The sequence below is a fragment of the Devriesea agamarum genome (assembly GCF_900070355.1).
Classification (GTDB): Bacteria; Actinomycetota; Actinomycetes; order Actinomycetales; family Dermabacteraceae; genus Devriesea; species Devriesea agamarum.
The window spans coordinates 1,234,437-1,247,073 of record NZ_LN849456.1 but is presented as its reverse complement, the minus strand read 5'-3'; the positions used below and the strand labels follow the sequence as shown (position 1 = coordinate 1,247,073).

The 12,637-nt window shown below is 61.5% G+C and carries 9 protein-coding genes; 7 read left to right on the top strand and 2 right to left on the bottom strand.

Annotated elements, in window-relative coordinates; genetic code table 11:
• Positions 1–42 precede the first annotated feature (42 nt).
• The 3 genes from BN1724_RS05515 (at position 43) to BN1724_RS05505 (ending at position 2,989) form a co-directional block, all read left to right on the top strand.
• Positions 43–654, top strand: coding sequence for a fluoride efflux transporter FluC (locus tag BN1724_RS05515; RefSeq protein WP_084252789.1), 612 nt, complete (start codon positions 43–45; stop codon positions 652–654).
• Positions 651–1,046, top strand: coding sequence for a fluoride efflux transporter CrcB (gene crcB, locus BN1724_RS05510; protein ID WP_058234554.1), 396 nt, complete (start codon positions 651–653; stop codon positions 1,044–1,046). The genes BN1724_RS05515 and crcB overlap by 4 nt, the downstream gene beginning before the upstream one ends.
• Positions 1,047–1,180: 134 nt before the next feature.
• Positions 1,181–2,989, top strand: a complete 1,809-nt coding sequence (locus BN1724_RS05505) for a cytochrome c oxidase assembly protein (protein ID WP_231928273.1) — start codon at positions 1,181–1,183, stop codon at positions 2,987–2,989.
• A gap of 87 nt (positions 2,990–3,076) precedes the next feature.
• Here the strand turns inward: BN1724_RS05505 and BN1724_RS05500 are convergent, their stop codons facing one another.
• Positions 3,077–4,582 (bottom strand): flavin-containing monooxygenase, encoded by a 1,506-nt coding sequence (locus BN1724_RS05500; protein ID WP_058234552.1) that lies wholly within the window; start codon positions 4,580–4,582, stop codon positions 3,077–3,079.
• A 372-nt stretch (positions 4,583–4,954) separates the two neighbouring features.
• Complete coding sequence (locus BN1724_RS05495) at positions 4,955–5,917, bottom strand: L-lactate dehydrogenase (RefSeq protein ID WP_058234551.1); 963 nt, start codon at positions 5,915–5,917, stop codon at positions 4,955–4,957.
• A gap of 403 nt (positions 5,918–6,320) precedes the next feature.
• Between BN1724_RS05495 and BN1724_RS05490 the strand changes: the two genes are divergently transcribed.
• The 4 genes from BN1724_RS05490 to BN1724_RS05475 all read left to right on the top strand — a co-directional run bounded on the left by BN1724_RS05490 (position 6,321) and on the right by BN1724_RS05475 (position 12,461).
• A complete protein-coding gene (locus tag BN1724_RS05490; protein WP_172797083.1) occupies positions 6,321–7,028 on the top strand; it encodes an HAD family hydrolase in 708 nt (235 codons plus the stop codon).
• Positions 7,029–7,077: 49 nt separating this feature from the next.
• On the top strand, positions 7,078–7,749 hold the full coding sequence (locus tag BN1724_RS05485; protein ID WP_058234550.1) for an HAD family hydrolase: 672 nt from the start codon (positions 7,078–7,080) through the stop codon (positions 7,747–7,749).
• 186 nt (positions 7,750–7,935) lie between these two features.
• A complete protein-coding gene (locus BN1724_RS05480; RefSeq protein WP_058235790.1) occupies positions 7,936–9,828 on the top strand; it encodes an NHL domain-containing thioredoxin family protein in 1,893 nt (630 codons plus the stop codon).
• 59 nt (positions 9,829–9,887) lie between these two features.
• Complete coding sequence (locus BN1724_RS05475) at positions 9,888–12,461, top strand: sodium/proton-translocating pyrophosphatase (RefSeq protein WP_058234549.1); 2,574 nt, start codon at positions 9,888–9,890, stop codon at positions 12,459–12,461.
• The last annotated feature ends 176 nt before the right edge of the window (positions 12,462–12,637 follow it).

Here is a 12,637-nt window from a genome sequence, read left to right as displayed (position 1 = left end):
AGCGGCCCCGTTCCCCGGGTTGCTTGTTAGGCTTCCCCGGTGATGTCCATGCCTCCGACGCCTTCTGAGCGGCGTCCTGCGCGCCGCGATGATCCGCGGATGCACACCACTGAATTCGCGGCGCTGACCTCAGCGGATCTCGACGATGTCGAAGCCATGCTGGAGGTTGCCCCCAGCCCCGCGAAACCGCGGCCGTGGGTGCCTTATGCGTTTGTTGCGTTGGGAGGCAGCCTTGGGGCTGTGTCCAGATACGGTCTCGGCCTCGTTTTCCCCTGGGTGCACAACCACGCCACGATGGGGTTTCCGTGGGCAACGCTGCTGGCTAATATCGTCGGCTGTTTGCTGATCGGCGTTGTCTCCGGCGCACTCATCGCCCGGGCATCGGCTCCCCAATGGATTAAACCACTGGTGGTTACCGGTTTTTGTGGGGGTTTTACCACCGTCTCAACGTTCAGCATTGAATTCGCGTTGATGATCGGAGGCGATGCCTCGGTCACGGCGCTTCAGTACGGTTTGCTGACCATCCTGAGCAGCATTATCGCTGCTGCTGGCGGTTTGGCTGCTGGACTGCGCCTTTTTGGCGGGGCTAAGGAATCTGTCTCTGCCGGTGATGCCGCTGATGATTCCCACGGTGATTCGGAGGACCACGCATGATCGCGGTGCTGTGTGTGGCATTTGGTGGTGCTCTCGGAGCTCTCGTGCGGTACTCCGTCTCTGAACTGGGGGTGCGGTGGCAGCGCCACCCGGACAAACCTCAGATCCCATGGGCGACATTTGTTGTAAATGTGGCCGGTGCGTTCCTGCTCGGATTTTTCACCCGGATCTTGGTCAACGGCGCCGACACCTCACCGTCCTGGCTGTTGCTGATCGTGGGCACCGGTTTTTGCGGAGCTTTAACCACGATGAGCACGTTTGCCTTTGAAATTGTGATGCTTCTGCGTCGCGGTGCTGCGGTGGAAGCCGTCGGATATTTGATGATCACTTTGGGTTCGATCATGGCCGCAATGTGGCTCGGACTTTTCCTACCGGTGCTTTGGACCCGGTGAACGGTACAGGCATGTCCGGGCAGGGCATGGAACCGTCTAGCTCTAGCTCTAGCTCTAGCCCTAGCTCTAGCCTTAGGCCGAGCCCTAGTCTCGACCCGGGCACTAACCCGATTGGTGCCGGCTCCGTGCGAGGGATGCGCTGGATGCTGGTGGCGGCAGCAAGTTTGGGTCTCGCGGTCACCGCCGGCGCGGCTATGATCACCACCGGAGTTTTCAGCGGACAAGGCGCGGGTACATCTTTTACCCAGGTGCTTCCATCCACTCTGGTGGCGATGATCTACCTGACTGCTATGGCGTTGACAGCGTCCGGATGCGGTCTACTCACCTTTTTTGACGCGCGAGGCGAATCCGGGCCAGATAGCGACCAGGTGCGTGGCCACCTCATGACCAACACTTCGGTGGCAGCGGGGATCTGGACCGTGGCCTCATTGATTGGCTTGATCCTGTCGTATTCGGTGGCGTCCGAGCAGCCGCTGTGGTCTTCGCGTTTCGGTTCTGATCTCGGTCTCTTTGTGACCAGTGAGCTTGGCCGGGATCTGCTGGCTGTGACGGTGATTGCCGCACTTACCACAATGGTGCTGGTGGCGCGGCTGCGGTGGAGCGGTTATGCCGGAGTCGCTCTGTCACTTTTGGGAATCGTCTGGTTAGCGCGCACTGGTCATCCCAGCACGGCTGAGGATCACGAGACGGCAGGCACAGCGATTCTCGTGCACGTTCTGGCCATGGTTGTCTGGATGGGAGGGCTCATCCAGATCCTTGACCTTCACACCCGTCCCACGATCAGACTGAGGGTTCAGCAGACACGCACTCTTGTACGTGCCTATTCGCGCCTCGCCGGTGTCGCCTGGGTTGCCATTGCTGTTTCGGGTGTGCTGATGATTTTGGTGCAAACCCAGGGGGTCTCGGGGCTGTCCTCAATGCTGGACGGTGCCTGGGGGCGCTTTGCTGCGGTGAAAATCGCGGTGGTGCTGATTCTGGCTGGGGCTGGAATGCTCCAGCGGCATCGCTTAGTGCTCAGCGACGGCACGGCAATTCTGCCCCGCCTGGCTGTTGCGGAAATTGCTGTGATGGTGATTGCGACCGGGCTCGGCGCGTTGATGGGGAGGATTGCTCCGCCACCCGCCGGTCCGCCTCCGGCTCGCGCCGCAGCAATGCCACCTTTTGAGCTGGTCACAGGGCTTAGTCTGCCTCCGGCGCCCACCTGGCCGCAGGTTCTTCTCACGTGGCGTTTGGATCTGTTTGCCCTGGTCCTGATTGCGTCTCTCGGATTGCTGTGGTGGTGGCGTCAGCATCCTCTCAGCCTGTCTGCACCCGGCACGAGGCATCCTCATCGTCACTCGTCCCTGGCATTTCTCACCGGATTGATTGTGCTGTCGGTGGTGCTCCTGGGGCCAATCGGCGTGTACGGGCGGGTGCTTTTTTCGGCGTTTGTGACCGAACATGTGCTGTTGCTGGTGGTGGTCGGTCCGCTTGTGAGCGGTGTGGTGGCTTCGTGCTCATGGGGCTCTCGCCGGAATGGTTGGTGGCTTACGGCTGGTTCGGGAGCTGGGGCTGTGATCCTTGCTGCACTGTTTTTCTCACCGCTTCTGCGGTGGGCGCTGATCGACCATACCGGCCATATGGCGATGGCATTGTTAACGCTGTCTTTGGGGATTGGCGGAGCCTGGGCGGTGCGCTGTGCCTCGCGTTCTCATCCGCGGGCTGCTCCTGCCCTCGCGTCGGTCCTTCTTACGCTTATTCTTGCTGTGTGGGGCGGCTCTTTGGTGATGCGGGATGTGCTAATTCAGGCATCATTTTTTGGAGCGACGGGGCGGGTCTGGCGTGCGGACGCCTTAATTGATCAGCAGCAGGCCGGTATCGGCCTGATCGTAGCCGCACCGGTTCTCGGCCTGGTTTTCTGGGCCATTATCCGGTGGCTGCGACCTCAGCCGGTGGGTGCGTAAGCCGCTCTAGCTAATGGGCGGAACAATCACCGGCATGTCAGCCAGTCAGGTCACGGCATAGTTTCGCTCAGTGAACGGGTGAATGGGTCAGTTGCCAGCCAGTGCTGCGCGCAATGTACGTAGCTGACCCAGCAGATGCGTCCGGTCTGAGGGTTGCGTCGTGCTCTGTGCCTGCGCGCCGAGGGATTTAGCGCGCAGCGCACCGAAGAAGCGACCGACGACCTGGCGCGGCCCCTCGGGAAGGCGTTGGGTGGCGGGACCGATCAAGGTTGACGGTACCCCGGATGCCCGGGCCTGCCGGAATGCTTCAGGCAGATGCCCGGTGTCGAGGTAGGAGCGTAAAATCCGCGCGGCGATGCGGGCCTGTTCGCGCACGATGGGGAAGGTGCCGCCACTGACCTGGATCTGACCCAAAACCACGAGGTCATCCCGCACCCGGGGGAAGGCGCCGAGGAATAGATCCCACGATCCATCGGCTCCGTGGGGAAGTAGATCATCGTCGAGGTGATCGCACCCTGGCCGGTAGCCGGTCGCAAAGACCACGATGTCTGGTCTCCATGTCGTCTCGACGGAGGTCACTCCAGGACGGGAACTCGGAGGCGGTGTGAACGTCACGGTCCCGTCCTGAGCCATGGCTAGGGCCTCGCCGGTGGGCGTAATCGCTCCGGAGCGGATCAGGTCGAGGAGGTCATCCGAGACGATTACGGTGTCACTGAGAAGGCTGCGTTGCGGAGCGGGCAGCCCGAATGCCTGGGGGGTGCCGACCATGCGGGTTACGACGCTTTCCGCCACGCGTGCATTCAGCTGGCCCAGCAGCGCTGGTTCCTGTTCCGCGAGCATATCGCCGGGCAGCGGGCCGATACGACGGGGCACCACCCAGTGACCCTCGCGCATGGCAAGCCGGACCTCACGAGCGGTGCCTGCGGCCTCCACCGCAATGTCGGCGGCAGACTGTCCGGAACCGACGACCAGCACGCTGCGGTGGGCGACTGATTCCGCCCCAGCCCAAGCGCTGGAGTGCAGCACCTCGACGGGCGGAAGCGGTTCGCCCTCTAACACACTGTGGCGCACCGTCGGCTCAAAATGCCCCGGGCTGCGGGAGGTGCGAGTACGCGGGGGAGCCCAATCGGGCAGCGCGGCACGCTGGCTGATGCCGTGGGCCGAAACTAATGCCCGGTAGATCACCACTTCTCCGGTGGACAGCTCAACCTGCCACCGCCCCTGCCCAAACGGTGTGGCGCTGCGAACCGTGACGCCGCCGCGGAAATGCACGCTGAGCCCGTGGTGAGCGGTGTAAGCGCGCAGGTACTTAGCCATATCCTCAGCGGTAGGAAACGCCGGGAACGAGGCGGGCATTAATAGGTCGTCAAATTGCGTGGTGGACACCGATGAGACTGCTCGCAATCCCGGCCAGCTGGGAGAGTGAGGGTCGTCGGGGTTCCATACTCCTCCCACGTCTCGGGAGCGATCCACGAGATCAAAGGGCACGTCCAGCTCTTGTAAGGCTGCCGCGGCCGCTAGTCCTGCCGGACCAGCGCCAATTACGAGCACCTTGTCACACGTGGGAACCTCGTCGTCGTGAGCGCAAGCCATGGTGTGCCTTCCGAAATACCGTTCAGTGGACGCCTCCGGCGAGCAGGGAGCTCGAGGGGTGTTAAACCGAGGGGGCGATAACCATCCTAACGGTGCACGTCATAAAACGGGTCGGACCTGCGCGATGATGAGCTGGCGCGTCGATTTCCGTGGCAGGTTGATTGGGTGGGAATATGCGCTGACCTGCTGAAGCTGAGGTACGGATTGGTTTGCGGTTGCGTTAAGTAGGCCTGAGCAGAGTCGCTGAGACCGTGAGTTGCCCGGCTGGGGGAAACTGGCCCTGGGGTGCATTAGATGACGCGGCTGGTATGCCAAGCAGCCGCGGCTAGGACGTTACCTTGCCGCGGCTGGGTGTATATCCGATGCCGTGAGTTAGATGCCGAGCTGCCGGTGGACCTCACGCAGAGTTTCCGCCGAGCGAATGAAGCGGGCGTGTTCGGCATCATCCATGGGGAAGTCAAGCGTGCGAACGACGCCATCACGGCTGACGATGGAGGGAACGCTCATCGCGACGCCGCTGACGCCGTGGTAGTCATCGAGCACGGTCGACACCGGAAGCACCGCGTGCTGATCACCGAGAATTGCCTGTACGATCCGGGTTCCGGTGACGCCGATGGCGTAGTTAGTAGCGCCCTTTCCTTCGATAACGCGGTAGGCGGCGCCCGAGACTTTGTGCCCGAGTTCTTCCAAGGCCTCGGGCGTGAAGACCTGCTCGCCGTTTTCATCGGTCCACTGGGTCAAGGGAACCTGCCCGATGGATGCCGAGGACCAGAGCCCGAATTCGCTGTCTCCGTGTTCGCCGACGATCATCGCGTGCACGCTGGACGGGGCGACGCCAATGCGGGTGCCGATCAGCCAGCGCAATCGGGAGCTGTCTAGCACGGTGCCAGAGGACATCACCCGTGACGGGGGCAGTCCGGAGATCTTGACCGCTGCGGCTGTGAGCACGTCGCACGGGTTGGTCACCAGTACGTAGATCGCGTCGGGGGCTTGTTCAAGCAGTTGCGGCATGAGTGAACGCAGGATGGCGACGTTGGCCCCGGCGAGGTCTAGGCGAGATTGGCCGGGCTTTTGGCGCGCTCCGGCGGTAATGACGACGACATCCGCATCGTGTACGCACTCGATGTCATCGCCGCCAATGACGCGGGATCCTGACATGAACTGGGTGCCGTGGGCGAGGTCCAGCACTTCAGCGTTCACTTTGGCGGTGTTGAGGTCATAGAGGGCGACAGTTCTGGCGGCGCCGCGGATGAGCGAGGCGTAGGCGAGAGATGAGCCCACGGACCCGGCTCCGATGACGGCAAGTTTGGTGGACTTCTCGGGTGTGATCTGCATGGGCTGATTCTGCCTTGTCGACCTGAGTAAAGGGAAGTAAGTCCCGGCGGGTTCTCTGCATGCCAACCGGGTGGCTGTGATGTAAATCTCGGCCCAGATGTGTGCTATCGAGCAGAAAAGGTAATAAATGTCGCTAGTCTAGATTAGACCCTTCGGGGGAAGGGATATAAGGGTCGGCAGCCTGGCGCGATGTTCAGGCTGCCGACCCGTCACCAGATTGCCGATTCGCATCGCCGCTGAGTCGGGGAGTGTATTTACTTACATGAGGGCGTGTGCTGAGGCGTGCATTTGCTGATCCCTGAGCTGTTTGAGGGGTGTCCTTAGAACTTTTGGTGATCGCCTGTGCCAAGCGGTGGGTTGCACTCTCCCGGACGAGCCTGGATGAGCCCGTAGAGTGTCGGGTGTGAACGCCTTATCCTCGTCCACCTCTGACTCGCCCCCTCTGCATCAACGGCTGCTCACCGCCTTCGGCACCTGGACCCCCGAAGCGGTGGTCTTTGACTGTGATGGTCTACTTCTGAACACCGAGCAGGTCTGGGTCGAGACCTACACGGAATTTATGGCTGAGACGGGCGTTGAACTCCCGGCAGATTGCGCGGCATCCCTGGTGGGTGCGAGTGCCGACCGGGTGGTTGCCACCGTGGCTGAGCTGGTGCATATTCCCGCCGCTGAAGTCGCGACCAAACTTTTTACCCGTCATCTACAAGACGTTGAGCAGAAGCTGTGCCTGCTACCGGGTGCCCAGTCCGTTCTGCATGCGGCAGCTGAACGGGTGCCGGTTGCGATTGCGTCCAACACGCCGGGAGAGTTTTTGCGCCACAAGCTAGAGACTGCGGGGATCGCCGACGTGCCGCAGCACATTATTTCGGTCGACGATGTGGATGCGCCGAAGCCGGCGCCCGATATGTATACGCAAGCGGCCACTCGATTGGGCGTCAGACCCGCCCACGCGTTGGCGATGGAAGATTCTCGGACCGGGGTGCAATCGGCTCGGGCGGCGGGCTTGCGGGTGCTCGCTGTCCCATCCGGACCGGGTGAGATGCCGGACGTCGATATCTCGTTGCGATTATTAGACGATCCCGGCCTGCTCGCCTGGATTTCCGCGTGGTAGCCCCTAGACCTCCTAGAAGATGTCACAACCTGCCCCTCAGGAGAATTGCATGACCGTCAATCGGTTCGCCCAGACCTTCGGAGAATGGACGCCGAAAGCTGTAGTTTTCGACTGCGATGGCCTGCTCCTCGACACCGAATCCGTGTGGAATCACACCCAGAAGACAGTCCTAGCCCGCTACGGAGCTGAACTGTCCCCGGAGGAGTACAAAACAATTGTCGGCACCGCACTGGAAACATCCGTGGCAATCATCGCCCGGGCCGCTCAGCAACCCGTCGAGCGGGTCCATGAGGAGCTAGAAGCTGAGTTTAAAGCGGCGCTCGCACGAGACTTACGGGTTCTGCCCGGTGCGCGGGAGGTAGTCGAGGCTGCAGCCGCCCGGGTCCCCGTGGCTGTGGCGTCAAACTCTTGGCACGAGGCGTTGGAGGATAAGCTCACCCGCACCGGTCTGATCCGGCACATGACGGCGCTTGAGTCCTCCGATACGGTGGAAAATCCCAAACCTGCCCCGGATATGTATCTCGCCGGTGCGGCTGCGTGCGGAGCCTTCCCCAAGGACACTCTCGCTTTTGAGGATTCTGAGCTTGGGGCGCTGGCGGCCCGTCGCGCTGGTTTGCGGCTCATCGCGGTGCCATCGCATGACACCCAATGTCCGCAGGCTGACCTGACGATCTCGTCCCTGTCGGATCCCGACCTGCTGGAGTGGATTTCGTTCTGGTGAGGGTGAGGCCCAGCTGCGGAACTCAGACGAAGCTTGCGGGCGTGAGTCATGATTTTTCAGGTGCGTGACTATTTTCTATCAACTGGTTGTTTTCCCAGGTCAACAGGTGACTTATTGGTTACTTAGATGGCTGTCAGGGGATAGCCCCGGTGGCGTTCTCGGCCCGGTTACGTGTTCACTGGGGGCATGAGCGAAGATACAGCGTTCACGTCCCGGGTCCGAGCGAGTGAGCTGACGGGCAGGTCGTGGCTAAACACTGGTGGTCGTGAGCTCGGTCTAGAAGAGCTGCGCGGCAAGGTCGTCGTGCTTGATTTCTGGACCTTTTGCTGCGTCAACTGTTTGCACGTTCTCGACGAGCTGCGCCCCCTCGAAGAGAAATGGTCCGAGGAACTGGTCGTGATCGGCGTGCATTCGCCGAAGTTCACTCATGAGGCTGATCAGGGCGCTCTGATTAAGAATATCGCCCGGTACAACGTGACCCACCCGGTGCTGGATGACCCGGAGCTTGCGACTTGGTCCGCATACGGAGTGAAGGCCTGGCCAACTCTGGTGGTGACCGACCCTGAGGGGTACATCGTGCGCACAATGAGTGGTGAGGGGCACGGGGAGGATCTTGACGCGCTGATCGACAAGCTCGTCTCTGATCATGAGCAGCGCGGTACCTTGAGCAGGGGAGAGCCACCTGCGCTGCCCGCCGAGGAGATCTCGGGAACGCTTCGATTCCCGTCTAAAGCCCTTCGGCTTCCCGATGGACGGTTCTTAGTCTCGGATACCGGTCATCATCGTCTAGTCATTTTCGACCACGACGCCGCTACCGTGATGGAAACGGTGGGGTCCGGGGTACGTGGCCACGCCGACGGACAGGCTGAGCTCGCCCAGTTCGACGAACCGATTGGTCTGGCGGTTCTTCCGCAGGAGATCGCCCAGGAGTGCGGTTATGACGTGGTGGTGGCCGATGCTGCGGGCCATCGTCTTCGCGGTGTGACGTTTGGTTATAACCGACTACTGCGTCCGCGCGTGGAAACCGAGGTTCGTACGGTGGCGGGTACTGGACGGCAGCGGACGCAGGCGGATTCCTGGCCTGCGGCAGATAGTGATCCTTTGGAATGTCCCCTGTCCACCCCGTACGACGTGCATTTTTCTGCGGTTCTCGGGGAAGTTGTGGTCACCATGGCGGGCAACCATCAGATCTGGGCGTTTGACCCGCTCCAGGGTCGGTTGCGGGTGCTTGCTGGAACCACCCATGAGGGGCTGGTGGATGGCCCGGCCGCAACCTCCTGGTGGGCGCAGACGAGCGGGGTTGATGAGGACGGCAACGGTCAGCTGTGGTTCGCAGATGCGGAGTCATCCGCGCTGAGGTGCCTGGACGTGAACAGTCTCACGGTTGCCACTGCGATCGGTGTGGGTCTGTTTGATTTCGGACATGTGGACGGTCCTGCGCAGGATGCCTTGCTTCAGCATCCGCTCGGTGTCACGTGTCTGCCATCCGGTCAGATCGCTATGTCCGACACCTATAACGGCGCTATTCGGCTATTCGATCCCGTTACACAGATGGTTGAGACGGTTGCTACCGATTTGGCGGAGCCTTCGGACGCGGTTGCGGTGGAGCCCGTCGACGGAGACGAACAGCTTTTAGTGGTGGAATCGGCTGCTCACCGCCTGACTTTTGTCTCGCTGGCCGGTGCTGCCCGACGCACCATCGATACTGGCGCCTTGACGACGCAACGCCCCGTCACCGCCATTTCTCCTGGTCACTTCAATCTTCGGGTCATTTTTTCGACTCCACCGGGGCACAAGCTGGATACTTCGTCTGGCCCGTCGACCCAGCTGCAAGTCTCATCGACCCCGTCGGAGCTGCTGCTGTCGGGATCTGGAACGGACAGCGAGCTGAGCCGGGTGCTCACCATTAACCCGGACGTGGGTGAGGGGGTCTTGCATATTGCTGCCCGCGCGGCCTCGTGTGACGACGATGAAGCCGCAGAGTTTCCCGCATGTCATATGCACCAGCAAGACTGGGGGGTGCCCGTCATTGTCACCGATGACGGCGAACACAGCTTAGACCTGGCACTCAACGGATAAACTGCGGCGGTCCCCTTACCCGTGCTCGGCGCGGGGATACGCGAAGCGAGAGGAACAGAGTGGACATCATTAACCACTACGCCATGGGTGGTGGCATGGCCTGGGCGCTTATCGTCACCGGGCTCATCGCCATCGTTGCGATTGTGCTCGGATTGGTGCTTCTGCCACGAGCGGGGGCATCGTCTAAGGAATCTGGTCTGCCGGAGACATCCAGCGACGATTCGGATGTATCTGACGGTCAGACTGATGACGTGCCCACTGATGGGCCAAGGTCGGCGTCGGATACGGCGGATGACGAAGAGTCTGCCGATTCCCCTGCCGGGAATACAGCTGCTTTGGTGGCTCGCGTGCGCGGCCTGGGGGTGTCAACGGTTGCGGTATCGCTGCTCGTAGCCGTCCCTGCCGCCCTATTGCTTCTGCTCGTGGCGGGGACCTGGCCCGAGCGGTTCTGGAGATCGGGCATGCTCCTCGCGGGTGTGGTCATTGCATTTGTGACCTCGCGTCACGGCGCATTTGTTCTGACCTCGGCAGGAAATGTTCCTGTCGAGCGGCGCGCAGGTTTGGTCGGGCGCATCGGCGGGGCGTTTGTTTTGTTCCCGTTGGGGTTGGCTTCGTTGGTGCCGGTCATCGTGGTGCTGATCCTCAATCACCAGGCAGCGACGGCTCTGCTCGCTTTTGCGGCAGGTACTGCGGTGGTCGCTGTCGCCAGCCGAGCTGTTGATGCGTTCGCATCGACCGCTGCTGACTCATCGGCGCTTCTGGTGGGGACAAGTGAACACCAGATCGCCCGGGATAGTGCCTCCAACCCAGGCAGCGCCCATGTTCGGGTCGCCGATGTAGTAGCCGGGGCGGGCCGCAGTGCAGATGTGGTGATGCTGGCCGCCGCAGTGCTAGGGCTCGGGTACGCCGCCGGAATCGGCGTGATGGGCGTTGAAGGTGTTCTGGTGCCGTTCGTAGTAGCGGGCGTTGCCATGGTGACCGCGATTCTCTCCACGTTCTTTACTCTGCTCGGCGTTCCTGGTCGGGAGCGAGGCGCGCTTCGGCTCGGCTCATTGTTGCCGACGGGTCTTGGACTGGGTGGCGCGGTCGCGGCCACGATGCTGTGGCTGCCGTCCACGTTCCCCGGGCTTCACTTCGCTCAGGCTGGTCAAAAGGAGCTCGTGGTCGGTGGATACCCCATGCCCTACAGTGAGCTCTGGAAGCAGGCTGAGCAGATGCTTCCGCAAATACCCCAGCTGATCGAACGCCGTACAGCGATTGCCGGTGCCTTTGAAGTTGGCGACGTGGTAACGCTCTCTCAGCTGCATCCGCATCTGGTGGCTGGACTCGCGGTGGTAATTGGCGCGGTCATCGCCCTGATTGCTCAGTTCTCGGTGGCTTATCTCGCTGATCGCCGGTTTGGTCTCACCTTGCAGGTAGCGCGGACCACGCGCACCGGCGCCAGCTTGCCGGTCCTCGGTGCTTTCGGTCTCGGCGGAGTTATCGCTGGCGTTATTACAGTTTTGATGGCAGTTGCATTTGTTGTGCTGAATGTCTTGGCCGGTGGCGTAGACCGCCTTGCGATCTATCTTGCGGTGCTGGCAGCTGGGGGCGCAATGCTGGTGCTTGCGGGGCACGCGGCCTTCCACACGATTTCAGCTCTGGTTGACCGCGAAGGCTCCTCGAATAGCCTTCGGGATGCAGCGCACACGTCGGATACGCAGGTGCAGTCAGGGCTGCGAATTGGGGTGGTGTTCTTGGTCGTCGGAGTCCTTGGACTGGTGGCCCGCGCTCTGGTTATTGCGACTCAGCACGCGAAGACGTTGCTTGAAGAGCACTTGCTTGTTGACTTCTCAATTTCCTCGCTCGGCAATTTGGCCGGGCTAGCAATCGGTTTGGTGGCTGCGCTGTTTGCCGGGGCAGCCGTGATGAACGCGGCCCGGCGCATCGCGGCAGGTGCCGTATTGGACACTCGGGTTAGCTTGCTAGAGGACGGATCAGGAGTTGTTCACCTGGATGATCTTTCCAGGGATGCCCACAAAGCAGCTCTAGTTCCGCTGGTCTTAGCATTTCTTACGCCGGTGATTGTCGGCTTTGGGATTGGTGCTGTGCCGCTGGCGTACAGCTTGGCGGGTATGGCACTTGGCATGCTGGTGATCACCCTGTGGATGGGGGCGTCCGCCTCAACCTGGTCCTCGTCGCTGCGGGTTGTGGAGTCGGGCCGCTACGGAGGCCCAGGTTCCTGGGCCCATACCGCCGCTTTGGACAACGCCGTGTTGGCGACGGGTCTGCGCGGAAGCATTGGCCGGCTGGCGGTGCCGAGCGTGCTGCTCTCGGCGCTCAGTGCGGTTTTAGTGTTGCCCGCTGTGATTCAGCTGGCGACCAATGGCACTAACATCTACCTGCGGATTGGTATCGCTGTTTTAGCGTTGGCCATCGTGTTTATGGCGTATGCGGTCGCCGACACCATTGCTGAGCCGGATCTGGAAGATCTCGGCGACACCTTGGATGATCCTCTCTTCGCGCGCGATGTCGACGAGGACGACGAGCACATCTTGCTGGCTAACACGGATGCTGGCCGAGTTGACTTCAGTGAGGATGAGCTATCGGAGGCTGAAGATCTCGACAGTGATGCGTGGAAGCCGAAGTTCTAACCTCTGACGCGGATTTCCTCTTGCGGTGATGGGCCCGGGATGGTGTGACACATAACGTGTTACTCCATCCCGGGCCTTTTCATGCTCGATGGATATGCGCTAGGTGCGCTCGTGAGAGCCGTGATCTTGGCGGAGCCGTAACCTCGATGGGGCCGCAACCTTGACGGGGACGCGGG

Bases quoted from the DNA above. Each gene is read 5' to 3' on its own strand.
- BN1724_RS05515 (WP_084252789.1), top strand. From the start codon at position 43: ATGTCCATGCCTCCGACGCCTTCTGAGCGGCGTCCTGCGCGCCGCGAT.
- crcB (WP_058234554.1), top strand. From the start codon at position 651: ATGATCGCGGTGCTGTGTGTGGCATTTGGTGGTGCTCTCGGAGCTCTC.
- BN1724_RS05505 (WP_231928273.1), top strand. From the start codon at position 1,181: ATGCGCTGGATGCTGGTGGCGGCAGCAAGTTTGGGTCTCGCGGTCACC.
- BN1724_RS05500 (WP_058234552.1), bottom strand. From the start codon at position 4,582: ATGGCTTGCGCTCACGACGACGAGGTTCCCACGTGTGACAAGGTGCTC.
- BN1724_RS05495 (WP_058234551.1), bottom strand. From the start codon at position 5,917: ATGCAGATCACACCCGAGAAGTCCACCAAACTTGCCGTCATCGGAGCC.
- BN1724_RS05485 (WP_058234550.1), top strand. From the start codon at position 7,078: ATGACCGTCAATCGGTTCGCCCAGACCTTCGGAGAATGGACGCCGAAA.
- BN1724_RS05480 (WP_058235790.1), top strand. From the start codon at position 7,936: ATGAGCGAAGATACAGCGTTCACGTCCCGGGTCCGAGCGAGTGAGCTG.